At 71.3% G+C, this 26675-nt stretch carries 18 protein-coding genes; 6 read left to right on the forward strand and 12 right to left on the reverse strand.

What is annotated here, in order from left to right; genetic code table 11:
• Positions 1-30: 30 nt before the first annotated feature.
• Together K7C98_RS23100 and K7C98_RS23105 are read right to left on the reverse strand one after the other, a co-directional pair.
• Entirely contained in the window at positions 31-855 is an 825-nt protein-coding gene (locus K7C98_RS23100; protein WP_224193903.1) for a phosphoribosylformylglycinamidine synthase subunit PurQ, read from the reverse strand.
• Entirely contained in the window at positions 852-3965 is a 3114-nt protein-coding gene (locus K7C98_RS23105) for an AIR synthase-related protein (protein ID WP_224193904.1), read from the reverse strand. Before K7C98_RS23105 ends, K7C98_RS23100 begins: the two co-directional genes overlap by 4 nt.
• Before the next feature lie 301 nt (positions 3966-4266).
• Between K7C98_RS23105 and K7C98_RS23110 the strand changes: the two genes are divergently transcribed.
• Positions 4267-4836, forward strand: coding sequence for a hypothetical protein (locus K7C98_RS23110; protein ID WP_224193905.1), 570 nt, complete (start codon positions 4267-4269; stop codon positions 4834-4836).
• Positions 4837-5006: 170 nt separating this feature from the next.
• Here K7C98_RS23110 and K7C98_RS23115 read toward each other — a convergent pair whose 3' ends face one another.
• From K7C98_RS23115 to K7C98_RS23135, 5 genes are all read right to left on the reverse strand, one after another.
• Positions 5007-6500: a hypothetical protein gene (locus K7C98_RS23115; protein ID WP_224193906.1), complete on the reverse strand. Its 1494-nt coding sequence runs from the start codon at positions 6498-6500 to the stop codon at positions 5007-5009.
• Positions 6501-6764: 264 nt separating this feature from the next.
• Complete coding sequence (locus tag K7C98_RS23120) at positions 6765-8036, reverse strand: porin (RefSeq protein WP_224193907.1); 1272 nt, start codon at positions 8034-8036, stop codon at positions 6765-6767.
• Positions 8037-8311: 275 nt separating this feature from the next.
• Positions 8312-10951, reverse strand: a complete 2640-nt coding sequence (gene leuS, locus K7C98_RS23125; RefSeq protein WP_224193908.1) for a leucine--tRNA ligase — start codon at positions 10949-10951, stop codon at positions 8312-8314.
• Between the two features lie 145 nt (positions 10952-11096).
• The gene (locus K7C98_RS23130) at positions 11097-11603 is read right to left on the reverse strand and encodes a hypothetical protein (protein WP_224193909.1); all 507 of its coding nucleotides are present in this window, start codon (positions 11601-11603) and stop codon (positions 11097-11099) included.
• A 26-nt stretch (positions 11604-11629) separates the two neighbouring features.
• Complete coding sequence (locus tag K7C98_RS23135) at positions 11630-13774, reverse strand: IPT/TIG domain-containing protein (RefSeq protein ID WP_224193910.1); 2145 nt, start codon at positions 13772-13774, stop codon at positions 11630-11632.
• Between the two features lie 55 nt (positions 13775-13829).
• Between K7C98_RS23135 and K7C98_RS23140 the strand changes: the two genes are divergently transcribed.
• Complete coding sequence (locus K7C98_RS23140; protein WP_224193911.1) at positions 13830-17096, forward strand: M4 family metallopeptidase; 3267 nt, start codon at positions 13830-13832, stop codon at positions 17094-17096.
• A 122-nt stretch (positions 17097-17218) separates the two neighbouring features.
• Here K7C98_RS23140 and K7C98_RS23145 read toward each other — a convergent pair whose 3' ends face one another.
• The 5 genes from K7C98_RS23145 to K7C98_RS23165 form a co-directional block, all read right to left on the reverse strand.
• Positions 17219-17803 (reverse strand): SMI1/KNR4 family protein, encoded by a 585-nt coding sequence (locus tag K7C98_RS23145; protein ID WP_224193912.1) that lies wholly within the window; start codon positions 17801-17803, stop codon positions 17219-17221.
• 52 nt (positions 17804-17855) lie between these two features.
• A complete protein-coding gene (locus tag K7C98_RS23150; protein WP_224193913.1) occupies positions 17856-18614 on the reverse strand; it encodes a hypothetical protein in 759 nt (252 codons plus the stop codon).
• A gap of 106 nt (positions 18615-18720) precedes the next feature.
• Positions 18721-19569 carry a hypothetical protein gene (locus tag K7C98_RS23155; RefSeq protein ID WP_224193914.1) on the reverse strand — a complete coding sequence of 283 codons (849 nt, stop codon included), beginning with the start codon at positions 19567-19569 and terminating at the stop codon, positions 18721-18723.
• On the reverse strand, positions 19569-20603 hold the full coding sequence (locus K7C98_RS23160; protein WP_224193915.1) for a DUF4384 domain-containing protein: 1035 nt from the start codon (positions 20601-20603) through the stop codon (positions 19569-19571). Before K7C98_RS23160 ends, K7C98_RS23155 begins: the two co-directional genes overlap by 1 nt.
• 38 nt (positions 20604-20641) lie before the next feature.
• Positions 20642-21721: a caspase family protein gene (locus K7C98_RS23165; protein WP_224193916.1), complete on the reverse strand. Its 1080-nt coding sequence runs from the start codon at positions 21719-21721 to the stop codon at positions 20642-20644.
• Between the two features lie 49 nt (positions 21722-21770).
• Here K7C98_RS23165 and K7C98_RS23170 point away from each other — a divergent pair, with 49 nt between their 5' ends.
• The 4 genes from K7C98_RS23170 (at position 21771) to K7C98_RS23185 (ending at position 26613) form a co-directional block, all read left to right on the forward strand.
• Entirely contained in the window at positions 21771-22616 is an 846-nt protein-coding gene (locus tag K7C98_RS23170; RefSeq protein ID WP_224193917.1) for an ABC transporter ATP-binding protein, read from the forward strand.
• Complete coding sequence (locus K7C98_RS23175) at positions 22613-23827, forward strand: ABC transporter permease (protein ID WP_224193918.1); 1215 nt, start codon at positions 22613-22615, stop codon at positions 23825-23827. Before K7C98_RS23170 ends, K7C98_RS23175 begins: the two co-directional genes overlap by 4 nt.
• Before the next feature lie 615 nt (positions 23828-24442).
• Entirely contained in the window at positions 24443-25609 is a 1167-nt protein-coding gene (locus K7C98_RS23180) for an ADYC domain-containing protein (RefSeq protein WP_224193919.1), read from the forward strand.
• Positions 25610-26037: 428 nt separating this feature from the next.
• Positions 26038-26613 carry a TetR/AcrR family transcriptional regulator gene (locus K7C98_RS23185; RefSeq protein ID WP_224193920.1) on the forward strand — a complete coding sequence of 192 codons (576 nt, stop codon included), beginning with the start codon at positions 26038-26040 and terminating at the stop codon, positions 26611-26613.
• The last annotated feature ends 62 nt before the right edge of the window (positions 26614-26675 follow it).

Here is a 26675-nt window from a genome sequence, read left to right on the forward strand (position 1 = left end):
CCGAACGGCCAGGCCGGTCGCGCGAGGCGTCTAGCCGCCCGCGATCGCCCGCACGCCGCCGGCGAGGAGGTGCAGCCCGAGCCCGTGCTCGGGCAGCGTGCCGGCCTCGCGCTGGGCGATCCAGCGCGGATGGTTCTCGGGGTACAGGTAGGCCTCGGGGTGCGGCATCAGCCCGAACACGCGGCCGCTCGGGTCGCACAGGCCGGCGATCCCGCCCGGCGAGCCGTCGGGGTTGTCGGGCCAGCGCTCGGTCGCCGCCCCGGCCTCGTCGGCGTAGCGGACCGGGATCAAGTGCCTGTCCTCGAGGACCTGTCGCAAGGGACCCTCCTCGAAGACCAGCTTGCCCTCGCCGTGGCGGCTCGGCAGTTCGATCACCGGCGGCAGCGCGCGGGTGAACACGCACGGGCTGGCGCGGTCGACCGCGAGGCGCACCCACGCGTCCCAGTAGCCGAGGCGGTCGTTCATCACCAGCGAGACCCGCTGCGCCAGCCCCGGCTCGAGCCCGGGCAGGAGGCCGAGCTTGACGATGGTCTGGAAGCCGTTGCAGATGCCGAGCACCAGCCCGCCGTCGCCGACGTGGCGCAGCAGGCGCTCGCCCATCTTGAAGCGCAGGCGGTTGGCGAACACCCGGCCGCTGGCGATGTGGTCGCCGAAGCTGAAGCCGCCGATGAACACGACCAGCTGGAAGCCGGCCAGCGCGTCGGCGTCGGCGATCGCGTCGGCGACGTGGCGGGCGGTGACGCGGGCGCCCACCGTCTGCAGCGCGGCGCAGGTCTCGGCCTCGCAGTTGAGGCCGTAGCCGGTGAGGACCAGCGCGCGCACGTCGGCGGCGCCGTCGATCTTGAGCGCGTTCATCGCCGCACCTCCTGCGCCCGCGCCGGCAGCGGCGCCGGCGGCCCGTGGACCGCGGCCGGGCGGAACCGTTCGCGCAGCCGCGCCCCGGTGACCTCGATCAGCGCTTGCGCCCCGCGGCGCACGCGGAGCCAGCCGCCGCCGTCCGCGCCCGGCTCGGCCACGCGGCCGAGCGCGACGAGCCCGTGCGGACCGAGCCGCCCGGTCAGCGCGCCCGCGGCCGCCGGCCGGCAGGTCAGCACGATGCGCCCGGTGCTCTCGCTGAACAACAACTCGGCTGGCGTGAGGGGCATGTCCTCGGGGACCTGTCGCAAGAGACCGTCGTCGAGGTCGAGGTCGAGGCCGAGCTCGCCCGCCATCGTCATGTGCGCGAGGGCGACGGCGAGGCCGCCGCGGCCGGCGACGTGGGCCGAGCGGACCAGTCCGGCGTCGCGGGCGGCGGCGAAGGCGGCGTAGCGGGCCGCCGCCGCCCCGAGGTCGGTGGTCGGCGCGCCCGGCAGCACCAGCCCGCGCAGGCGCGCCAGCTCGCTGCCGCCGAGGTGGCGGCCGGTCGGCCCGAGCACGAACACGAGGTCGCCGGCGGCGATCGGCGTGAGGTCGAGGGCGCGGCGCACGTCGGGCATCTGGCCGATCACCGACACCAGCAAGGTCGGCGGGATCGAGATCTTCACGCCGCCGAGGTGGGCGTCGTTCTTCATCGAGTCCTTGCCGCTGATCAGCGGCACGCCGAACGCCTCGCAGGCGGCCCGCAGGCCCTCGCAGCAGCGCACCAGCTGGGCCAGCTTGTGCTCGCCGTCGGGCGTCTTGTCGCTCTGCACCGGGTCGGGCCAGCAGAAGTTGTCGAGCGCGGCCAGGCGATCGATGCGCGCCCCGGCGCACAGCGCCCGCCGCACCGCCTCGTCGACGCAGGCGCGCGCCATCGCGTCGGTGTCGAGGTCGCCGTAGTGCGGGTGCACGCCCTCGGCCAGGACCACGCCCTCCGGCCGCAGGTGGCGCGCGCGCATCACCGTCGCCGTCGACGGCACGTCCTGGCGCGCCCCGACCCACGGCTTGACCACCGACAGGCCCTTGACCTCGTGGTCGTAGCGGCGGGCCAGGTGCTCGTTCGAGGTCATGTTCGGCCGCGCCAACATGTCCAGGAGGTCATGCTCGATCGCACCTGGCTCGGAGGTCAGCCGTGCCTCGCCGAGCACCGCCGCCACCGCCGCCGCCGGGCTGTCCGGCCGCGCCGGCGGGCTCCAGCGCGCGCGCAGCGGGACCCGCGGGGTGCCCTCGTGGAGGAACTCGAGCTCGAGGTCGACGACCGGCTTGCCGGCCCAGGTGGCGCGCAGGCGGCCGGTGCTGGTGAACTCGCCGAGCGGGGTGGCCTCGACCTCGCGGCGGCGGGCCAGCTCGAGCAGCGCGTCCAGCTTGTCCTTCGGGACAGCCAGGGTCATGCGCTCCTGGGCCTCGGAGATCAGGACCTCCCACGGCATCAGGCCCGGGTACTTGAGCGGCGCGAGCGCGAGGTCGATGTCGGCCCCGCCGGTCAGCTGGGCCATCTCGCCGACCGACGACGACAGGCCGCCGGCGCCGTTGTCGGTGAGCCCGCTGTAGAGCCCGAGCGCGCGCGCCTCGGCCAGGAAGTCCGCGACCATCTTCTGCGTGATCGGGTCGCCGATCTGGACCGCCTGCACCGGCGACGACTCGTCGAGCTCGACGCTCGAGAAGGTGGCGCCGTGGATCCCGTCCTTGCCGATCCGCCCGCCGAGCATCACCACGACGTCGCCGGCGCGCACGACCTTGTCGGCGGTGGGCCGCCCGGCCGAGCGCACCGGCATGACCGCGACGGTGCCGCAATAGACCAGCGGCTTGCCGGCGTAGCGGGCGTCGAACAGCTCGAAGCCGCGGCTGTAGGGGATGCCCGACTGATTGCCGCCGTCGATCACGCCCCGGTGCACGCCGTCGCGGATCCGCCGCGGATGCATCAAGCCGGGCGGCAGCTGGCCGTCGAAGTCGGGCTCGCCGAAGCAATAGCCCCACACGTTGGTGAGGAGGTCGGCGCCGAGGCCGGTGCCGAGGCTGTCACGATTGACGCCGACGATGCCGGTCATCGCCCCGCCGTACGGGTCGAGCGCCGACGGCGAGTTGTGCGTCTCGACCTTGTAGACGAGGTGGTCGTCGTCGGAGAAGCGGACCACGCCGGCGTTGTCGTGGAACACCGAGACGAGGAACGGCGCCGCGCCGTCGCGCCCGTCGGCCACCCGCGCCGCCGCCACGGCCTCGGTCGCGCCGCGGATGTACGTGCGGAACAGTCCCCGCTCGACCGTCCGCGTCGCCCCGGCCGGGTCGGTGTACTCGATCGGCGCGGCGAAGATCTTGTGCTTGCAGTGCTCGCTCCACGTCTGCGCCAGGCACTCGAGCTCGGCGTCGGTGGGGTCGCGGCCGAGATCTGCGAAGTGGCGCTGGATGGCCCGCATCTCCGTGAGCGTCAGCGCGAGCAGCCCCTGCGTGCTGATCCGCATCAACGCGGCGTCGTCGGCCGCGCGCAGCGCCACCACGGCAACCGTCGCGTCGTGGCCGGCGCCGGCCCGCGGCACCGTGAACTCGGCCGGCCGCGGCGAGCGCTCGAGCGCCGCCCGCTCGATCAGCGGATTGTGCAGCTCTCGCGCCGCTCGCTCGGCCTCGGCGGCCTCCAGGCCCCACAGCACGTACGTCGTGGCGGTGTAGACCTGCCCCCGCAGCGAGCGGCCGAGGCAGTCCTCGGCGGCTCGCTTGACGCTGGTACCCACGCTGTCGGTGACCCCGGGGCGGAACCCGATCGTCAGCAGCCACGGCTCGCCGGCGGCGCCCGCGGGCGCGCCGAATTGGTCGGGCAACGCGCCCACGGCCCCGACCTCGGCGACCGGGTCGGTCAGCGCCGCGAGCACCCGCTCGGCCTCGTCCGGGCCGATGTCGAGATCGAGGAGATACACCTTTCGCGTCCGCAGGCCGGTGGGGCGCATGCCCGCGAGCTGCGCACCGGTCGCCGTCGCCAGCGCGTCGCCGAGACCGGGCCGCACGGCGATCTCGAGCCGGTACGTGCAGAGCTCGGGGACCTTCTCACGTGGATGCTCCGCGGGTGGGAAAGCCACGGGGCCTTGCTTGGCGCAGGACCACTCCGCTGTCAATCGCGCCCCCGGCTGGCTAAACCGGAGTTTCCGCAAGGTCGAGCCTTGACAACCGCGATCCCGTCATGCAAAAGTCCTTGTCAAGGCTGACGCTTGGAGTGTCTGGTCCGGCGACCTCGTCGCCGCGGTGGCCCCTACGGGCTACGGACGATCAGAGTCGCTCGCTCGTTGTGTTCCTGTTGCGTCGGCACGGCCCGTTAGAGGGCTTCGCATACCGCTCCGAGGTTCATCTGTGAACAATCTGCCTCCCGGCCCCCCGGGCCTTGTGGAAGAACGGCACGAGCCGGTTCGTGACGCGTGGGCCGAGTCCCTGCGCGAGGTGTTCGTCGACGTGATCAAGCAGCTCCCGAGCTCCGTGACGCTCGGCGAGTTGGTCGAGGTCACGCGGCAGAACCAGGCGCTCGCGCCGGTGCTCGACCACTTCACCGTCCAGGAGCTCATCGACCTGGTCAAGACCCGCCCGCGCTCGGGCGACCCGCTCGGGGCCACCGCGGCCGCCGCGGCCAAGGCCGCCGGCGAGCCGCAGTACGACGAGGACGGCAACCCGCTGCTCGACATCGACGCCGGCACGGCCGTCATCCGCCGCCGCGCCGACGCGCCCGACGGCGACCTCCGCCTGCTCCGCGCCCTCGTGCGCCAGAAGACCGGCCGCCGCGAGCCCGAGCTCGTGCAGGCCACCGGCCTCGCGTCCGACCAGGTGCGCCTGATCCTCCGCAACCTCCGCACCCGCGGCTTCATCCACATCGAAGGCAGCGGCGTCAAGCGCAGGGTCAAGATCACCCGCCACGGCGCCGGCTACCTGCGCAAGCTCGACCCGACGGCCGTGATCGCCTGAGCGCCTGGCCCCCGGAGCATGTACCCGGGGTCATGTGCGTGGGAGCATGCTCATTCGGGCATGTCCCTGGGGACAGCACGGCTTCGATCGAAGAGCCGGGAACGACGAGAGCCCCGCCGCGTCGCCGCGAGCGGGGCTTCGTCACGCCTGCGCGAGGCCGGGGCGCGGGCTCAGCCCGGCAGCTCGAGGGTCTCGCGGAGGATGCCGGCGAGGCAGTTGATCGCGTCGGAGAAGTCGTCGTCGCAGATCGACTCGATGCAGCAGCGGACCTTGTCCTCCTCCGGCTGGTCGAGCGACTGGCACACGTCGATGACGCGGGTGTTCGGGATCGCCTGGCCGGTGGCGGCGTCGGTGCAGCCGGGCCCGATGCCGAAGTCGTACTCCTTCTGCGCCGGGGTGTCGGTGTCGCCGGGCAGGATGTCGGCCTGGTTCCACACGCGGTACACGAGGTCGAACACGCCGCCGGCGGTCGGCTCGAACGGCGGGTTGGGGTTGTGCGCGGTCACCTTCGGCACGCCGAGGATGCCGAGCATGATGACCTCCTTGTGCTTCTGCTGGACCAGGTTGGTCTTGAGGTAGCCGATGTAGCGCGACAGCGGCTGCAGCACGCCCTTGTCCTCGGACATGCAGCTCTCGTACACGCCGTCGGCGTTGGCGTCGGTGCACGACACGCCGGCGTTGAAGCACGTGGCGCTGGTCGGCTCGTCCTTGACGCCCGGCATGCCCGGCGCGTCCTCCCAGTACTGGTTGTACATCGGGTCGCTGGCGAGCTGCGGGTCGAAGTACTTGTAGTCCTTGACCGAGCACTCGGCCTCGTCGGTCATGATGACGATGGCGAGCACCGCGCCGTCGCGGAGGAACGGCTTGGCGCCCTGGTTCCACGGCTTGTTGGGGTCGAGCGCCTGCAGCATCGTCTCGAGCGGCGCCTCCATGCCGCAGCCGTCGATGCCCTGCGGGCCGATGCACGACAGCGCCTGCGCCACCGGGTCGCCGCCGTTCGGGTCGGCGTTGAGGATGTTGTTGTTGTCGAGCTGGAAGTTGATGAACGGGTCGGACGGGACCACCGAGCCCTTGCACGCGTTGGTGCACGCCTGCGGGACCATGACCGGGTTGGAGCCGAGGCCGGTGAAGCGCTCGATGCGGTCGACGCAGGCGGTGCTGATCGGCGCGCCCTTGGCCGGGTCGTAGTCCGGCTTCTCGAACCCCGAACACAGCGGGTGACCGAAGTCCGTCGTGGTCACCATGATGTTGATGTTCGCGTTCACCGGCATGTTGTTCTCGTCGGTGACGTTGCGCAGCTTGTCGATCAGGTACGGGAAGTTGGCCGCGAGGTTGGTCTGCTCCTCGCCCATCGTCCCCGAGTTGTCGATCACGAACAGCACGTCGAGCAGGTTGCACGCCGAGTCGGTGCCGCAGCCGATGGACGACGTGTCGTCCGGCGGCAGGTCGAACTTCATGCCGGTGGTCGTCGGCGGAGTGACCGACGTCGCGTCGTCCGTGTCCGGCCCGTCGGTGAGCGTGATGCTCCCGATCGACGGGTTCATCGTCATCGTCACTTGCTGGTTGGTGTCGCTGTCACCCTTGTCGTCGCCGCAGCCGGAGAGCGCGAGCCCGAGCGCGGAGAGGACGGTGAGGCGCTGTAAGTGTGAACGCTGAATGGTCATGTTGGCTCCCTGGCGGGCCGTGCCGCGCGAGCAGTCCTTCGCGCCACCATCGCACATGCACGCAGCGAAGCGCCACGGAAATTCGTGTGTCTATGCGTGAGGCCGTCCGTCCTCAGGCCTTCGCAGATGGGCGAGGGAACTCACGGGTCGTGCATGCGACGGAGCCCGACGCCATCGACGGGCGGCGCGCCCGCCGGCCACCGCCGTGCCATCGATGCGAGACGCGACGCGCACGACCGCGAGCGCATGCCCGCGCGAGTCGCTTCAGAAGGTCGCCTGCAGCTGCAGCCGCACCTGATCCATCGCGCCGGTGACCGCGGAACTGTAGAGCCGCAAATAGTCGAGCTGCAGCTTGAGGAAGTGACGCGCGAAGAACACGTTCACCACGCCGCCGACCTCCGTCTGATCGGGCAAGCTCGTACCGAAGCGCCCCGCGATCCCGCGCGACCCACCATAGCGGACGCCCAGCTCGAGCGGCGTCCGCGGGATCAGGTAGCCCGCCTGCGCGAAGTAGCCGATGCCGTTGCGCGCGGCGACCACCGGGAGCGGCTGGCCGGTGAGATCGACGGCGTTGCCCGGGATCCGCCAGCCGTTGCGCCAGAAGAACGCGCTGTCGAGCGAGAACCCGGCGATCCGGAAGCTGAGATCGGCGGTCGCGTTGTGCGTGCTGGTGAAGCCGCCGTCGGCCGGGATGGCGCCGGCGAAGCCGTGGTTGTCGTGCGGGTCGCGATCGATGAAGCCGTAGGCGGCGCCGATGGTCATGCGCGGCTTGACGCTGCGGTCGAGGTCGGACTCCTCGAGGTCGTCGTACTGGCCGAACGGCAGCACCTCGAAGCGCCCGAGGTACATCAGGCCGAAGTTGCTGGGGCCGTACTTGGCGATGCCGTCGCCGAGGTAGACGCCGAGGTAGTAGCGCAGCTTGCCGAGGCCGGCGATGTCCTTCGAGCGCAGGTCGAGGCCGATGTCGCGGTCGAACGTGAACTCGTTGTTGGCCAGCGAGCGATCGACGAACTGCAGGCTCGTGATCTTGTTCATCCGCTGGTGGTTGTAGGGCACCTTGTACTGGCCGACGACCAGCGTGAAGTCGCGGAAGCGGTCGAAGGTGAAGAACCAGTCGAGGATCGGCGAGCGGTGCGGCACGCCGTCCTTGAACCCGAGCTCGATCGGCGAGAACGTCAGGGCGATGCGGTACTTGATGTTCTTGGTGAACATGTTGCCGCTCAGCCACACGCGCGCGCGCCGGAACTGCAGCGCGAAGTCGGTGTGCTCGGCGGCGCCGGGGTCCTGGTCGGTGCCGGGCTGACCGGGCACGTGCAGCGCGATCGCCTGCATCTGCACGAAGGCGTTGAAGGCGAGCGAGAAGCGGCCGCTCTTGCTGGCGACCTCGAGGCCGACGCCCGGGCGCCAGCGCGTCCTGCCGTCGGCGCTGATCGGGTCGTCGGCCAGGCGGGCGGCCTCCCACCGCGGCGCCCACTTCGACGGCTTGGGGGCCGGCTCCGCGGCCGCCGGCGCGGGCTCGGGCGGAGGCGTGCTCACTGTCACAGTGGGCGCGGGCGGGCTCGGCGTGGCCGGTGCGGCCGCGCCCGGCGGGGCGCTCGCGGAGGTGCTCGCCTCGGTCGGCGGGGTCGCGGTCGCAGCCGGCGCCTCGCTGGCAGAGCCGCTCGCGGGCGGCGGGAGATCAGGCGACGCCGTCGGCTCCCACGGCCCGGGAGAGGCGAGAGCGACGAGCCCGCAGAGGAGCGTGACGTGCATGTCGGGTTTGTGCGGGGACAGGCCCTGGCCTGTCCAGTGAAGGAAGGTTCACCGGCGGCTCAGAGCACCACGTTGACCAGCTTACCCGGGACGTAGACGACGCGCCGCGGCGTCTTGCCCTCGAGGTAGCGGGCCAGCTCGGACGAGTTCATGACCAGCTTCACGACCTCGGCTTCGCTGATCCCGACGGCGACCTGAAGCTCGGCCCTCCGCTTGCCCCCGATCTGGACCACCAGCGGGAACGTGTCCTCCGTCAGCCAGGCGTCGTCGGCGGCCGGCCACGGCTCGTGCGCCAGCGAACGGGTGTGCCCGAGCGATTGCCAGATCTCCTCGGCCAGGTGCGGCGCGAACGGGGCCAGCAGCAGCACGAACTGCTCGAGCGAGTCGCGGGGCAGCGGCTCGTCGGGCTGCACGATGTCGCGCACGTACACCATCATCGCCGAGATCGCGGTGTTGAAGGCCAGCCGGTCGACGCGCTCGGTGACCGCGGCGATCGTCTTGTGCAGCAGCCGGCGCTGGCGGTCGGTGCCCTCGCCGGGCGCCGTCTCACCTGACTCGAAGGCCAGGCGATGGACGCGCTGGAGGAAGCGGAAGCAGCCGGCCACGCCGTCGGTCTGCCACGGGGCGCTGTGCTCGAGCGGGCCCATGAACATCTCGTACAGGCGCATGGTGTCGGCGCCGTACTGGCGGATCACGTCGTCGGGGTTGACGACGTTGCCGCGCGACTTGCTCATCTTGTCCCACTGGATCGCGACGGGCTCGCCGGTGGTCTTGACGCGCCACTGGTCGGAGCCGGCCGCGACGAGCTCGACCTCGCTCGGAGTGAACGAGTTGAAGCGGCCGTCGGCCAGCTTCTGCACGTACGTCGCCCCGAGCACCATGCCCTGGTTGACCAGCTTCTGGAACGGCTCGCGGCTGCCGACGTGGCCGAGGTCGAACAGGACCTTGTGCCAGAAGCGCGAGTACAGCAGGTGCAGCACCGCGTGCTCGGCCCCGCCGATGTACAGGTCGACCGGCAGCCAGTAGTCGGCGGCGCGCTTGCTGAACGGCGCGGCGTCGTTGTGCGGGTCCATGAAGCGCAGGTAGTACCAGCAGCTGCCGGCCCACTGCGGCATGGTGTTGACCTCGCGCAGGCCCTGGCCGGCCGGGCCGTCGTACTGGCGCCACGCCTCGGCCTTGGCCAGCGGCGGCTCGCCCGACTCGCTCGGCTGGTAGTCGTCGATCGCCGGCAGCGTCACCGGCAGCTCGGCGTCCGTGACCGGGAACACCGCGCCGTCGGCCGCGTGGACCAGCGGGAACGGCTCGCCCCAGTAGCGCTGGCGCGAGAACAGCCAGTCGCGCAGCTTGTAGGTCACGCGCCTGGTCCCGAGGCCATGTTCTTCGAGCCAGGCGATGATCGTGCGCTTGGCCTCGGGCGTCGCCAGGCCGTCGAGCAGGCCGGAGTTGACGGCCACGCCGTCGCCGACGTACGGCGCCTCGGCGATCGGCTTGTCGCCGCCGGACACGACCTCGACGATCGGCAGCTTGAACGTGGTGGCGAACGCGTGGTCGCGCTCGTCGTGGCCGGGCACCGCCATGATCGCGCCGGTGCCGTAGCCCATCAGCACGTAGTCGCTGATCCAGATCGGGATCCGCTGCCCGTTGACCGGGTTGATGGCGAAGGCGCCGGTGAACTCGCCGGTCTTGTTGCCCTCGGCGGCCTCGGCCTGGCGCTCGCGCTCGCTGCGGGTGGCCGCGCGGGCGACGTAGGCGAGGACCGCCTCGCGCCGCTCGGGCGTGGCGATCTCGTCGACCAGCGGGTGCTCCGGCGCCAGCACCATGTAGGTCGCGCCGAACAGGGTGTCCGGGCGCGTGGTGAAGACCGTCAGCTTGACCTCGAGGCCTGTCCGATCGGCCAGCTTGAAGTCGACCTCGGCGCCCTCCGAGCGGCCGATCCAGTTGCGCTGCATCTCGAGCACGCTGGTCGGCCAGTCGAGGCCGTCGAGGTCGGCCAGCAGGCGCTCGGCGTAGGCGGTGATGCGCATCATCCACTGGCGCATCGCCCGGCGGACCACCGTGTAGCCCTGCTCGACGTGCTCGGCGACCTCCTCGTTGGCCAGGACGATGCGCAGCTCGGGGCACCAGTTGACCGGCGCGTCGTGGAGGTAGGCCAGGCGGCGGGCGTCGCGGTAGGCGGTGACGGCCGCCTCGCCGGCGGCGCTCACCTCGGCGGGGATCGGCAGCTCGGCGATCGGCCGCGCGCGCCCGGCCTCGGCGTCGTAGAACGAATTGTAGATCTGCAGGAAGATCCACTGCGTCCACTTGAAGTAACGCGGATCGGTGGTGTCGACCTCGCGCTCCCAGTCGTACGAGAAGCCGAGCGTCTTGAGCTGGCGCTTGAAGTTGACGATGCACTCGGCCGTGCGCTTGGCCGGGTGGGTGCCCGTCTTCATCGCGTAGCGCTCGGCCGGCAGGCCGAACGCGTCCCAGCCCATCGGGTGGAGCACGTTGAAGCCGCGCATCCGCTTGTAGCGGGCGACGATGTCGGTCGCGGTGTAGCCCTCGGGGTGGCCGACGTGGAGGCCGTCGCCCGAGGGGTACGGGAACATGTCGAGGACGTAGTACTTGGGCCGCTCGGGGTCGACGTCGGCGGCGAAGGTGCGGTGCTCGTCCCAGTACCGCTGCCAGCGGGCTTCGATCGCGCGAAATTCGTAGGTCATGGCGCGCCGCAACGCTAAGCCGGTTGCGCGCGATTGCCAAGGAAAACCCGCTGCGCGCCGACGAGGGGCCGCGCCGCCGCGGGCGCGTCGAGGGCCAGGCCGTGCCCCGCCGTCGGCCCCGCTCGGCGGGCCTCGCCGCCCGCGCTCACGGCGGCGGGCACGGGCCGGGGCGGGCGCTCACGGCGATGCTGGCTCCGGCCTCGATCTGCGCCTTCGTCACCAGCGTCACCTCCTCGGTGCCGGGACCGAAGCAGCGGCTGATGTGGCCGGAGTCGGTCAGCACGCGGGCCTCGACCTGCCAGCGCCCGGCGTTGCCGACCACCACCCGCATGTCGGCCGCGTTCTGGCTCCCGGGACAGGTCGCGGCGTCGCCGACGACCTCCTCGTAGGGGTCGACCTTGATCGTGCACGGGGCCGGCGGGCCCTGCTCGCAGCCGACCCGGGTCGCCCGGAACGACACCGTGGTCGCGCCATTGGTCCCGCACAGGTCGATGACGTCGACCTGGCCGACGATCTCCGCCTCGCCCGGCGTCGCCCCCGCCGCGGCCGTCGAGCCGCCGTCCGAGTCGGTGCCCTCGTCGCCGTCGACGCCGCCGCACGCGCCGACCAGCGCCAAAGCACATGTCCCCAAGAACCTGCCCCAAGAGATCATCGACCGATCGCCTCCGCGCCGCGGGCTCAGCCCGCCTTGCCCTTGCCCTTGCCGGTGTTGGACTTCGGCTTGCCCTGCGGCTCGACGTGCTTGTCGCCGCGCGCGCCCTTGCCGGTGGTCGCGGCGGCGCCGCCCTCGACGGCCTGCTTGCTGGCCTTCAGGACATCTTGCCACACCTTCTTGCGCGCGCCGGGCAGCCCGGCCAGGCGCGCCGTCACGTCGGCCTCGACCGCCGGCCAGGTCTTGCCCTGGGCCAGCACCGCCGCGAACGCGGCCTTGATCGCCTCGCCGTACAGCCCGGGGACGTCGACCTTGGCGACCGCGCCGGCCTCGCTGAGCAGCTTGCCGCTGCCGACGTACTTGTTGGTGCAGGCCGCGTCGACCCTGGCCCGCGCCGCCGCGACCGCCGCGACCTCGGCGTCGACCTCGGGCAGCCCCCAGCTCGCCTCGGCCGTCGTGGCCGCCGCCGGCAGGCCCGACCACAGCTCGCGCAGCTGCCCGGCGAGCGCCTGCATGTGCTTCTGGCTGGCGCGCAGCGAGTCGCCGAGCGCCGCGTTGGCGTCCGCCTGCGCCTGCGTCTTGCCGGCCGTCATCTGCGCGCACAGGGCCACCTGTGCGACCGTGAAGCGGCGCAGGTCGAGGGCGATGTGGCGGGCCACCCGCGCCACGTCCGCCTGTCCTTCGGGACCAGTCGCCGCCTTGCCGAGCGCCTTGAGCGGCTCGGCCCCGCGGTCCGGCTGGCGCTGGCTGACCTCGAGGTCGGCGGCGACCGCCGCCGGCGTGTAGCCGGCCCCGCCGGCCGCGAGCACCCCGTCGAGCCACGCCGACCCGCCGCTGTAGCCCCCGGCCGCCCCGTCGACCGTCAGCGCCGGCCCCTTGTACTTGCCGGTCTTGGCCACCAGCGCCTGCTCGGCCGGCTTCGGCGCCTTCGCCAGCGCGAACGTCACCCGCGTCGGCTCGACGAAGGTCGCCTTGACCGGCTTGCCGGCCAGCGTGAACGTCGTCTTCGCGGTCAGCTCGCGCCCGCGGATCTCGCCCTCGACGCCCTTGCCTTCGAGACCTGGCCAATAGGCCATGGCCTCGACGACAGGTGTCTTGACCACCCCGACCGGCTTCTTGCTGGCGAACTCGCGGCCCTGCGACAGCGCCACCAGCGGCTGGTCGGTCGGCGCGCTGTCCGGCAGCGTCAGCGTCACCTTCGACTTGCCGGCCGGCGCCTCGGGCACGAGGGTCAGCTGTCCCAAGCGCCAGGTGGACACCGCATCGAGGTTCTTGCCGCTGATCTTGAGCAGCCCGGGCGCGCCGACCTCCTTCGGCACCGTCGTCAGCACCGGCGTCGGGTGGACCGTGAACGCCACCGCCGAGCCCTTCTTGCGCGCCTCGGCCTTGAGGTCGCCGCTCTTGGCCCCCTTGGCGATCGTCACCGTCGCCGAGGCGTCGGCCTGCTCGCCGACCTTGAGCGGCTTCGTGCCGAGCTTGAACTTCGCGCCGGCCAGGTGCGCGCCGGTGAGCGTCACGCTGTCGCCCTCGAACGCCGCCGCCGGGTTCGCCGCCGTCAGCGCCGGGGCGTAGAAGATCTCGTAGTCCTTCTTCAGCGCCGCCTCGCCGCCGACGCCCTTCACCGTCAGCGGACCGGTGGTCCCGGCCGGCGCGGTGAAGCGGAGTGATGTCGCGCCGAGCTCGTCGATCTTCACCGGCGCCCCCGCGAGCGTCAGCGCCTTCACGCGGTCGAGGTTCTTGCCCCTGAGCGTGACGACCTCGCCCGGCGCCGCGAACTTCGGCGTCGCCGACACGAGCGCCGGCGCCTTGACGAAGCCGGCCGTCGCCAGCGCGGCGACCTTCTTCTTGGCGCGCTTCACGATCAGCTGCTTCCCGCTCTTGGTCTTGAGCGGCACCGTCGCGCTGATCGACGTCGGCGTGATCGTGACGTCCTCGAGCGCGATCGCGTCGAGCAGCACGACGTCGCCCTCGGCGAAGCCCGAGCCGGCGATCGTGATCGTCTGTCCGGCCCCGAACTCGGCCGGCGTGATGCTCTCGATCGTCGGCGCCGCGGGGGCCTCCGCCGGCGACGGCTCGGCGCGCAGCGGCGCCGCGCCTCCGAGCCACACCGCGACGCCGATCGCCGCGCCGATCACGTTCGCCCCAGAGCCCGACCACGTCGTGACGCGCACCGGCGAAGATTCGCCTCCGGGGCCGCCGATCGTCAAGGTATCCTGGCCGCGCCGTATGCCGACGCGTCGCCTCTCGCTCCTCGCCGCCACCTTCGTCACCCTCGCGATGATCCCGCTCGCCGACGCCGCGGAGCCGGCCGGCAAGCAGCGGTCGCAGGTCCGGCGCGGCAACAAGACCCTCGGCAAGCCGCTCGCGCGGGTCGTCGCCGCCGGCGCGCTCCGGCGGCCGATCGCGGTGGCCCAGGCGGGCAAGGCCGCCGCGCCGGCGCCGTTCGTGCGCGTCGCCCTGACCGACCTCGCCGCGCGCTCCGACGAGCCGGCGCGCGTCCGGCTCGACCCGGCGCACGGCACCTTGCGGCGCTTCGACGGTCACGTCGCCAACCCGCACGGCGCCGGCGTGCGCGCGGCCGAGGCCCTGCTCGCCGAGCACCGTGACGTCCTCGGCCTCGCCGCCGGCCCTGGCGCGGTCGAGCTCGCGCAGCAGCGGGTCGTCACCGGCGACGCCGGCGACCTCGCGCTGCACTACGACGTCCGCTTCCGCGGCCTGCCGGTGTGGGGCGCCGAGGTGCGGGCGCACTTCGATCGTCACGGCGCCCTCACCTCGATCGCCGCGCAGAACCTCGGCCGCCTCGACCCGCCGCTCGTCGTCAAGTTCGGGGTCGAGGCCGCCCGCGCCCGCGCTCGCCGGCACAACGCCCCCGACGCCGCCGATCGCCGCGCCACCGATCGCGGCCCGGCCGAGCTCGGCGTGTGGCCGCAGAGCCACGACCGCGGCGGCGTGCTCGCCTGGCGCCTGATCCAGACCGTCAACCTGTCCGATGGGTCATACCAGCACTACGCCACTTACGTCGACGCCGAGGCCGGACGCGTGCTCGCGCGGCATCCGCTCGTCACCGCCGAGACCGTCACACCGACCACCGGCACCGCCGACGATCACTTCGGCAAGCAGGTCACGCTGCGCCTGTCGCACTACCAGGACAAGAAAGAGTACGGCCTCTACGACCGCAGCAAGGGCCTCGCGTCCGCCACCTTGCAGACCCTCGACGCCGGCAACAGCGACTGGCCGGGCTCGGCCGCGCTGGCGACCAGCAAGAGCAAGACCGGGTGGACGCCGGCCGAGGCGACCGCGCACGCCCACATGCAGAAGGTCATCGACTACTTCCAGGCCACCCACGGGCGCAACTCCTGGGACGGCAAGGGCGCCGCGGTCGAGCAGCTCATCCACTACGGTCAGGCCTACAACAACGCGTTCTGGGACCCGCTGAACCGGCTCATGGCGATCGGCGACGGCGACAAGTGGCTGTTCAAGGAGTTCACGCGCTCGCTCGACGTCTCGGCCCACGAGTACAGCCACGCCGTCATCACCGGCACCGCCAACCTCGTCTATCAGAACCAGCCGGGCGCGCTGAACGAGAGCTTCGCCGACGTCATGGCGATGATGATCGACCGCGACGACTGGACCCTCGGCGAGGACGTGGTCGGCCCCGGCTTCGGCGCTCCGTTCGCGCGCAGCTTCATCGACCCCGAGCTCGGCCAGCAGCCCAAGCACATGAACCAGCTCTACAAGGGCTTCGAGGACTTCGGCGGCGTCCACATCAACAGCGGGATCCCCAACCACGCCGCCTATCTCCTGGCCACCGCCCGCAGCAAGGAGCTGCTCGAGAAGATCTGGTACCGCACCCTCTACAAGGGGCACATCGGCAGCCACGCCAGCTTCATCGACATGGCTCAAGGGACAGTCGCCGCCTGCAAGGAGCTCGTCGCGCTCGGCCAGGCCACCGACGGCGACTGCACCGCCACCGCCGAGGCGTGGGTCGGCGTCGGCGTGCTCGCGGCCAGCGACGTGCCGATGGACGGCTGCCCCGACGACGCCTCGGAGAAGGACGGCCTGTGCTGGTGCGACCCCGGCTTCGTGCCGAGCGGCGACGGCACCGCCTGCGTCGCGCTCGGCGACGTCGACTGCCCGGCCGGCGCGATCGAGGCCAACGGCCTGTGCGTGTGCCAGGACGGCTTCAAGCCGAGCCAGGACGGCAGCCAGTGCGTCGCCGAGGAGATGGGCTGCCCGCTCAACTCCGGCTGGAACGCGGCGACCAAGAAGTGCGCGTGCGACCCCGGCTTCGAGGGCGCGCCGAACGCCCCCGACGGCAAGTGTGAGCCGGTCGAGAGCGACTGTCCGGCCGACGCCCACCCCGAGTGGGCCGACCCGATGAACCAGGCCGACTACACCTGCGCCTGCAACGACAACTTCGAGGACGACGGCAACGGCAACTGCGTCGTGATCGCCGGCACCTGCGGCAACGAGTCGTTCTTCGGCCGCTGCGCCGGCGACACCCTCGTCTACTGTCAGATCGGCGCGCCCGACGACGAGATCGTCAGCATCGACTGCGCCGCCGACGGCCTCGTGTGCGGCAAGTTCGACTCGATCGTCGGCTTCGACTGCCTCAACCCCGACGGCAAGGGCGCGGCCGCCACCTGCGACGCCGACGGCTACCAGGAGTGCGGCGCGAACAACCCGTTCTGCGTGTCCGAGCAGGACGCCGCGACCGGCTTCTGCTCGCACGAGTGCAAGGCCGGCGGCGACTGCGAGAGCGCCTACGACTGCTGCGCCAGCGTGTCCGACGGCACCCGCGCCTGCCTCGTCGACCCCTACTGCGCCGAGAACATCGACACCAAGGCGACCTGCAAGGACGTCCCCGGCGGCAGCAACTTCTACGGCAAGTGCGTCGGCGACGTGCTCGTCTACTGCGACGGCTCGACCGGCGTCACCCAGGAGGTCTACTGCGCCAAGGAGGGCAAGGAGTGCGGCTTCGTCGACGAGAAGGTCGGCTACAGCTGCGTCGACCCCGACTCCGGCGCCCTGCCCGAGGCGCCGGCCGACTGGTGCCCGTACGCCAAGGACGGCAGCTGCGACGTCCCCGACCTGTGCCCCGAGGGCTCCGACGGCGCCGACTGCAACCCGTGCGGCGGCGTCACCGGCGAGGGCACCTGCGACGGCGACATCCTGCAGTTCTGCGACCCCGACGACGGCCTCGTCACCACCGACTGCGCCGCCACGCCGATGACCCCGAGCTGCGGTCAGGCCGACGACGGCAGCCTCGCCTGTGTCCCCGGCCCCGGCCCCGACGAGCCGACCACCGGCGCGCCCACCAGCAGCGGCGAGGGCGGCGAGTCCGGCGACAGCAGCGATTCCACCCCCGACAGCGCCACCGGCGGCGAGGTCGGCACGATCACCTGCTCGTGCCGCAGCGACGCCCCCGTCGACTGGCGCCAGCTGCTGCTGGCCGCCCCGCTGCTGCTGCTGCGCCGCCGTCGCCGTCGCTGATCGGACATGTCGCTTCGCGCATGTTTTTTAAAAGCATGCGCAGATCGGCTCAACGCCGTTCGGACAGGCGCCACTGAGGCCTGTCCAGAAGAACATGTCCTATCGACCCGGCGGCCGCGCCGTCAGGCGGCCGCGACGAACTCGCCGATCGCGGCGCGCAGCCAGGCCGTGAAGTCGGGATAGTCGTGCGCCTCCGCCGACACGCGGGCCCCGCCGGCGCGCTTGCGGGCGAACAGCGGCTCGTCGGCGTGATGGCAGCACACCGGCAGCTCGGGCCCGGGCGCGCTGGTGTCGAAGCACCACTGGCCGCCGCCGCCGGCGTCGGCGAACGCGACCAGGTGGTCGGTCGTGATCGCGTGCTCGCTGCCGTCGTCGTCGATCCACAGCACGCCGGGGCCGACGCGCACGTGCTGCTTCGTGTGGGCCGCCGCCTCGCGCGGCGTGTAGACGCACAGCTCCACCACCTCGCCGGGCGCGTCGAGCACCCGCAGCGAGCCGAACGCCGCCATGAACGCGCGCCAGCTCGGCGGCCCCGCGAACTCGACCTCGGGGCGCAGCGCCGCCGCCAGCTCGTCGAGCGCCGCCGCCGGCACCGCGCCGTAGACCGCGCCGAGGTCGCGCTCGGCGGCCGCCGCGATCAGGCCGTAGACGAGCTCCTCGAGGCCGCCTGCGCCGCCATTTCCCTTTGCACCTGTCTTCTTCGCCATGTCCCTGGCTACCTTACCCTTTACACCTGTCCTCTACAACATGCTCCAACGCTCAGAATTGGAGCTGCACCGCGGCGCCGCCGGCCCACTGCAGCCGCGCCTTGCCGAGCGCGATGCTGTCGAGCTTGCGCTTCGACTTGACCGCCTGCACGAGCATGCCCGCCGAGGCGCCGGCCAGGAGCACGCCGACGAGGGTGAGCCAGTAGCCGGCAATGATCAGCCCGCCCTTCGGCTGGGTCGCCTCCATCGGCAGGGCGGGATTCTTCATGTTCCACGCCATCGCCTCCGCGTACTCGTCCTTGCGCTTGCGATGGAACACGAACGAGGTCACGCCCCCGGCGAGCGAACCCAGACCGAGCGTCAGCAGCGACGCGCCGACCCCGATCTGCCGCCGGTAGGTGCGGGCGATCCGCTCGCGCCTCCGGCCGAGCTCGTCGAGGCGCTGGTCGACGAGCAGCTGCTCGTCGGGCGAGCCGTGCGGGCGAAACGCCTGGTACTCGCTCACCGCCGTGCCGAGCTTGCCCTGCGCCTCCGCCAACACCGCCAGGTTGAAGTGCAGCGGCCGCCAGTTCGGCGCGAAGAAGGCCACCCGGCGGAACTCCTCCTCGGCGTCGACGTAGGCCCCCCTATTAAAATGGTCGACGGCCTTGCTCGCGTGCTTCTGCGCCTGCGAGTTGAGCTCCTCCGACGTCTCGGCGGTCGCCGGCTCCGACCCCTCGCTGGCGCGAACCGCGGCCGGCGTCGCCAGCGAGGCCGCGCACGCCGCTGCGACCGCCGCGCGGCCGAGCCTGAACCCTGTCCCTGAGAACATGTCTTTGGGCACCTGCACCATCACTCGCCGTCCTTCGCCGGGCCGCGCCCTACTGGCCATGCGGGCCATGCCCCATGAAACATGTCCTCTGCGCCATGCCAAATGGTCAGAACCGGAGCGTGGCCCCGGCCCCGCCGTTCCACTGCAGCTTGGTCTTGCCGAGGTTGATGCCGTCGAGCTGCCGCTTCGACTTGATGGCGTTGCGCAGCGGGATGATCGAGTACGCGGTCAGCAACAGGCCGAAGATCGCCAGGTAGACGCCGCCGTAGAGCATGCCGGTGCGGCGCTTCGTCAGCGACGTGGCATCTGCACGGAGCTCGTCTCTTTGCATCACGAGAAGGGGATCGGGGTTCGGCATCCCCTGCAGCATCATGTCGGCCTGATCAGCCAGTTCGGTGTACTCGTCGGCCCGCTTGCTGTTGCGGGCCATGATGGCGAACAGGGCGGCCGCCCCGCCGATGCTGCCGAGCCCGAGGATCATCGCTCCAGAGGTGAGCGCGATCTGCCGCTTGTACGCCCCCGAGATCTTCATCTTCCGCCGCCCGAGCTCGTCGAGTCGCTGATCGACGATCATCTGCTCGTCGGGCGACCCGTGCGGTCGGAACGCCTTGTACTCGCTGACGGCGGTCCCGAGCTTACCCTGCGCCTCCGCCAGCACCGCCAGATTGAAATGGAGCGGACGCCAGTTCGGCGCGAAGAAGGCCATCCGGCGGAACTCCTCCTCGGAGTCGACGTAGGCCCCATTATTAAAATGTTCGATGGCCTTGACCGCGTGCTTCTGCGCCTGCGCGTTGAGCTCCTCCGACGTCTCGGCGGTCGACGGCTCCGGCCCCTCCGGTTCGGTCGCGCCGGCCAGCGTCGGCGTCGCCAGCGACGCCGCGCACGCCACTGCGACCGCCGCGCGGCCGATCTTCAATCCTGTCCTTGCGAACATGTCTTTGGACACCTGCGTCATCACTCGCCATCCTTCGGCACGATCTCGTACGACTGCGTCACCCGGGCCCAGCGGGAGATCGGCACCTGGGACAGCGCCTTCTCGAGCTTCTCGGCGTAGGCCAGCCCCTCGCCGGCGTCCATCGCGGCCGGCTTGAAGCGGTCGAAGTCTTCGCGGTGGGTGAACGCGTAGACCACCAGCGTCTCGCGGGCCGCCGTCTTGGGGTCGCGGAGCTGGGCCTTAATTTTCGTCTCGTCGGGGCTGGGGAGCACGAGCTGGCTCTTGCCCTTGACCGTCGGCAGCGACACCTGGCCGCTCGGGTAAAGCACGCCACCGACGCCCGACTCCTCGAGCACGATCACGATGAGGTACGCCGTCTCGTTGGCCGCGAACTCGAAGCGGATCGGGTCACCGTCGGTGAACTTGTCGGGCAGGACGGCCGAGAAGTCGAACTGCTTCTGCTGGGCCGCGCGGTCGTAGCTGAACGCGTAGGCCTGGGGGTCGCTCCACTCCATGCTGTCGAGCGCCTCGGTGGCCGCCTCTCGGCCGCCCTCGATGCCGAGGCCGGCCTTGCCGGCGCGGCCCTTGGCGGCGCCCTCGGCCGAGCGGACCAGCTTGCGGAAGCCCGAGCCGACGCGGACGGACTTGACGATCACCTCGCCGCACGGGCCCTCGGTGTCGGCGGTCAGCGTCTTGACGTTGACGATCTCGTACTCCGCCTCGACCGAGCGGCCGTAGCGGGCCTCGAGCTTGAGCATGTCCTTGTAGCCGCCGGCGAACGCGGTGAGGTCGCCGAGGCCGACGCGGTACTTCTTCTTGTAGCTCGACGACGACTCCTTGACGCGGACCTCGCAGCCGGGCGCGCGCTCGTCGGCGATCGTCCACGCGCCGGCCGAGGTCACGCGGACCTGGCGGCCGAGCAGGCCCTCGGCGTCGCCGGTCGGCTCGAGCAGGAAGTGGGTGTCGGACGAGAACCCGCCGATCTTCTCGGCGACCTCGCCGTCGGCCTTGGGCGCGGCGAGGAAGCCTTGCTTCGTGCATGACCCGAGGGACATGCCCCAAAGTACAGCCACGGTGACTAGCGCGGCGCGGCTCATCGCGAGTACCCCCACGAGACGATGAACTCGTCGGCCGAGCTGAGCTTCTTGCCGATCGTCAGGTGCGGCGTCTGCTCGCGGTTGGCCTTCTTGGCCTCGCGCTTGACGCGGGGCCCGACCCACTCCGCCAGCTCCTGCAGCGAGATCTGGCCGTCACCGTTGATATCGCCCTGACCGCTCCCGAGCGCCTCGATGACGTACTTCGAGAACAGCCCGCCCGAGCCGTCGGCGGCCGGGCCGGAGATCTCGGCGCCCGACGAGGCCGACAGCATCGCCACGCGCGTCTGCGGCTTCACGTCCTCGACGCGCACCAGCGGGCGTGTCCCCGGGGCCAGGACCGAGCGGCCGCCCGCGCCGGAGAAGCACGAGTCGGCCATCGCCAGCACGTCCTTGGCCTTGGTCTTCTCGAGGTCGCCGAGCACCTCGGTCATCGGGATCGCCGTGTCCTTGAGGTACTGCGGGTCGCCGTCGAACGGCACGATGTAGCTGACCCCGCTGGTCGGCTCCGGCGCGCCGTGGCCGCTGAAGTAGAAGTACACGCGGCCGCCGTTCGGCACGTTGGCCTGCAGCCAGCGCAGCTGCTTGGCGATGTCGGTGCGGCTGGCGCGGTCGTCGAGCAGCACCTTGATGTTGTCCTCCGGCACGCCGAGGGTGACCCGGGCCAGCTCGGCGAACTTCTCCGCGTCCGAGCGGGCGCCGCCGGCCGGCGTCACGTCGCGGTACTTCTCGATGCCGACGATGAGCGCGTAGGCCGTCGGCTGCGGCGACGCCGACACCATCGCCCCGCCCTTGCCGCCGCCGCCGCCGCTGCTGCCGCTGCCGCTGTTTCGCTTGCCCGAGTCGTCGGCGGTCGAGCGCCAGTCGGAGCTCGACGAGCCGCCGTCGTCACGCACGTCGTTGCGGGCCAGCTGCGAGCCGCCGCCGCTCGAGTTCATCGAGCCGGCGTCGACGCGGAGCTCGGCGGGCACGATGAGCGGGGGGAGCTCGTCGACCGGCGTGGCGGTTGCGATCTGAGTCTGTTTGCAGGCCGGCGTCAGGACCAGCGCGGCGAGGGATAAAACGATGCGACGCGACACGGGCAGTATCCATATCCGCGCGCCGCTGCTACAGTCAACGACTCCCCCGATGATCGAAGTCGTCGATCTCACCAAGTCTTTCCCGATCTCGCGCCAGCAACGGCGCGAATTGGCGGCCCAGAGCGCGGCACCCTCCAAAACTGCCGGCCGACCTGGAGCTAGTGCCACCAACCTTCAGGCGGTCGCCGGGGCCACGTTTCGCTGCCGCCCCGGCCGCGTATTCGCGCTCCTGGGGCCCAACGGGGCCGGCAAGACCACCGTCTTGCGCATGATCGCCACCCTGCTGCGCCCCGACGGCGGGCGGATCTCGATCGCCGGCGTCGACGCGCTCGCCGATCCGGTCGCGGCGCGGCGGCGGCTCGGCTTCCTCACCGGCTCGACCAAATTGTACGAGCGCCTGACCGCCGAGGAGAACGTGCGTTACGCCGCCGATCTCCACGGCGTCGCCGCGCCCGATTACAAGCGCCGCCGCGACGCCCTGTTCGGCGCTCTCGGCATCGAGGCCTACGCCGGCCGCCGGGCGGGCCAGCTGTCGACCGGCATGAAGCAGAAGATCGCCATCGCCCGTACGGTCATCCACGACCCCGAGGTCGTGGTATTCGACGAGGCGACTTCGGGCCTCGACGTCATCGCCGCGCGCGCGATCATCCAGCTCATCAAGGACTGCCGCGCCCAGGGCAAGACCGTCCTGTTCTCGACCCACATCATGAGCGAGGTGACGATGCTCGCCGACGACCTGGCGGTGTTCCACCGCGGCCGCGTGCTCGCCGGCGGCGGCCTCGAGGAGGTGCTCGCCCGCGCGGTCGACGAGCACGGCCAGCGGCGCACCCTCGAGGACGAGTTCGTGCGCCTCATCGACGCCGCCGAGGCCGAGCTCGGGGAGGCGCGGCCATGAGTTCGCCGGCTCTCGTCGTATTCCGCAAGGAGCTGCGCGACACCCTCCGCGACCGCCGCACGCTGGTGGCGATGGTGGTGGTCCCGCTGCTGCTGTTCCCGCTGCTGATGGTCGGCATGGCCAAGTTCTCGCAGTCGCGCGCCGCCGAGGCGCGCGACAAGACGCTCGAGGTCGCGGTCGCCGACGCCGAGCTCGGCCCGGACGGCCGCGGCTCCGGTCTCGCCGAGTTCCTGCGGCACGAGCCCGGCTTCGCCGTCACCGAGGTCCAGGACGTCACCGGCCTGCCCGAGCAGGTGCGCAGCGAGGCGCTCGACGCCGCGCTCATCGTCCCGTCGGGCTACGCCGCCGCCCTCGCGGCGCATTACCCGGCGCCGGTGCAGCTGCTCCACAAGTCGAGCGACGACTTCGACATCCCGCGCACCCGCGTCGAGCAGGCGCTCGCGCGCTTCGAGCAGAAGCTGCTCGACGAGCGCCTGCGGTCGTTCGGCGTCGAGCCGCGGGTGCTCGACCCGATCGACGTCCAGCGCACCGACGTCGTCAGCTCGCGCGAGCTGTTCGGCAAGCTGCTCGGCGGCCTGCTGCCGTACATGTTCATCATCTTCTGCTTCACCGGCGGCATGTACCCGGCCATCGACCTCGCCGCCGGCGAGAAGGAGCGCGGCACGCTCGAGACCCTGCTGTCCTCGCCCGCCAGCCGCCTGCAGATCGCCCTCGGTAAATTCGCCGTCGTCACCCTCACCGGCTTCACCTCGGCGCTGCTCGCCACCGTCGGCATGTACGTCAGCGTGCAGCAGGGCATCGAGGGCATCCCCCCGGCCATCCTCAGCGCCATCCAGAGCGTCCTCGCCCCCGGCACGATCGCCCTCGTGCTCGCGCTCATCCTCCCGCTCAGCGTGTTCTTCGCCGCCGCGCTGCTGATGCTGTCGCTCTACGCCCGCTCCTACAAGGAAGCCATGAGCGTCATCAGCCCTTTGATGATCGTCGTCGTCGTGCCCGCCGCGATCGCCCTGGCGCCGGGCGTGCGCCTCGGCCTCGTCACCGCGCTCGTCCCGGTGCTCAACGTGTCGCTCGCGACCCGCGAGATCATCGCCGGCACCGCCGAGCCGCTGCACCTCGCGCTGGTGTTCGCCTCGCTGCTGCTGCTGGCCGCCGGCGGCATGCTGGCGTGCGCCCGGTGGTTCTCCCGCGAAGACATCGTGTTCCGCTCCTGACGCGGCCACCGGGGCGCTCCGACCCCCCTTCCCTCGTCCGCGGCGCCGGCGAGATCCCGGCGTCGCCGTCGACCCGCATACGCGGGCGAATCGTCGTTTTGCGGCCGCGCGAACCGTGGTTCACGACTCGCGGAAGCTCGGGCCTGTATGCACATAGCAGCCTGGGGGCTGCCGTTCCCGCTCACCGTCGAGGCGCGACGCGAAGACCGCGCGCCGCAATCATGGCACATGCGCGAAAATCGGCGGTCATGAAACGTATGTGTATAGACGGCCGAGTCAGAGCCGGACCTCGCTCTACCGACTCGTTGGCGGCCTCGTCGCCCGCTCGCGGCCGCTGCGAATGATGCCTGTGACCCCCTCGCCGATCATACGAGACGCATCATTGCGGTCAAGCGACTGCGGACATATGTCCGCAGATTGAACCCCACCATTGAGGCTGGAGCCATTGCACGTCACACCACGCGAAATGGGGCGTCTATGCATATGTACGATACGACATGGCATGTCGTTCGTGACGGGCCGTGAAGAAATCAGTTCCGCGGGCTCACGGCGGCGTGGTAGGGTCGAACGATGAATGGGAGGGGCGTTATGGCAGGCTCAAATCGTGTCGTTCTGATGGCGGCGATGACGTGCATCGGCGCGTGTTATGAGGGGAGCGACGGTGTCGCCGACGCCGTCGGCGTGCGCGAGACCGAGTACAACGCCCAGGTGCTGAACTCGCCGGTGCTGCAGGGACCGGTGCTCAACGGCTCGGTCCTCCAGGGCGTGATCCTCCACGGCCCCGTCCTCAACGGCCCGGTGCTCAACGGCCCCGTCCTCAACGGCCCCGTCATCCAGGGCCCCGTCCTCAACGGCATCGAGGTCAACGGGCCCGTACTCAACGGCCCGGTGCTCAACGGCCCCGTCCTCAACGGCACCCTGTTCAGCGCCGTGATCGACGACGACGGCGCGCCGGTCCCGGTCAGCGGCACCGACTTCATCGGGTCCGAGTGGGACATCCGCATCGGCCAGGTCATCGACGGTCAGGATCACTACGAGGATTACATCCTGCGCTTCGAGGACATCTACCAGTCGGAGGAGCAGGCCGACGTCTACCTGTACGATATCGTGCATCGCCCGAAAGCCGGCGGCGAATGGAAGTCGCTGTGTTACGACGAGAACAACCAGCCGGTGCCGGCGCTCCCGCTGCGCAACTATTGGAACCTCGAGACCGGCGATCGCGTCGACGACGACAACGTCATCACTTTCGCGTGTACCAACGCGGTGCTCGCCAAGTGCACCCTGTGGGGCTACCGCCCGTGGGCGACCGCGGTCCGCTGCAAGAACTACGAGAAGGGCAAGAACTGCGGGCCGATGCCGCTCACGGACTACCACCAGGCCTGCACCCGCATGGCCCGCGCCGACTACTGCGGCAACGGCGAGCCGTGGACCATCACCGGCAACGCGATCGACCTGTGGGACCACCTCACGCCGCAGATCGAGTCGCCTACCACCGATTGGTTCATCGAGGCCGAGTGGACGCCCGACGGCGCCTACTGCCTCAACGACATCCGCATGCAGTCGCTCAAGGATCAGGGCCTCTACCCGAAGTGCTTCCTCGACAAGAAGGGTAAGCCGAAGAAGCTCGGCGACTGCGGCTCGCTCAAGAACCACCGCGCCCTCATCACCAGCACCTTCAACAAGCACGACAGCGACGACGACGACGACGACGACGACGACGACGACGACGACGATTGCGGCAAGGGCCACGGCAAGGGCCACGGCCACGACCACGACGATTGATCGCCCGCTCCCCCTCCCGCACCCGGCGCGCCGCCCCGACGCGCCGGGTGTCGTCATTGTCGATAGTTGATGATTCACCGGCGGGCCGATCGCCGTGAAATGCACTGTCGGCGCCCGCACCGCAGGCGGGGTCGCCGCGTCGGCGGCGCACGCGTGCGCCCCGCGAACGTGCGCTCCCTCCGGCGCTCTTGCGCGCGAGACGGCCGGGGACGCGCCCGGTGCCGCGGCCGCGAGCCGCGTACGACAGGTCATGCGCCTCGCGGTCGTCGACGGCATTCGCCATCGTCGACGTGTGACCCGTGAGCGACGACCCGCCGGCCCTGGGGAGCAGACGCGAGAGACATGGGGTCCCAAGCGGCCGCAGCCCTACCCTCGCGCAGAAGAAGCGGACAGTGGTGTCCAGTTATGGATCGACGTACAGTCCGGCCGTGGCCGACGACGCCCATCACCCGCCCACGCGCCGCCGCGACGCGCAGGACAACCGCGACCGCCTGATCGCCGCCGCGCGCGAAGTGTTCGCCGAGTCCGGCTTCGACGTCCCGCTCGACGCCATCGCCCGCCGCGCCGGCGTCGGCCGGGCCACGCTCTACCGCAACTTCTCCGACCGCTACGCCCTCGGCTCGGCGATCTTCGCCAGCAACGTGGCCGCGCTCGAGGCGCTCGCGGCCGCCCACGCCGGCCGCGCCGACGCGTTCACCACCCTGCTGTCGGCCATCATCGAGCAGCAGATCGCCAGCCACGCGCTCGTGCCCGCGCTGCTGACCGGGCCGGGCGCCCCCGACCTGCACGCGCTCGCCCGCCGCATGACCCGTCTGCTCGCCGGGCCGCTGCGCCGGGCCCAGGCCGCCGGCGCGATCCGCCGCGACCTCTCCCCCTCCGACGTGCTGTCGGTCATCGCCATGGTCTCGGCCGCCGTCGTCGGCGCTCCCACCCTCGCCGCCCGCCGCCGTCGCGCCACCCGGGCCCTCCAGCTCGTGCTCGACGGCCTGGTCCCGCGCGCGTGACCCCGCAACGACCGCCCCGCGTCCGGGCGGCGGCTCGAGAGGACATGCTCCTCGCGCCATGG

The sequence above is a fragment of the Nannocystis pusilla genome (assembly GCF_020073745.1).
In the GTDB taxonomy this organism is placed as follows: domain Bacteria; phylum Myxococcota_A; class Polyangia; order Nannocystales; family Nannocystaceae; genus Nannocystis; species Nannocystis radixulma.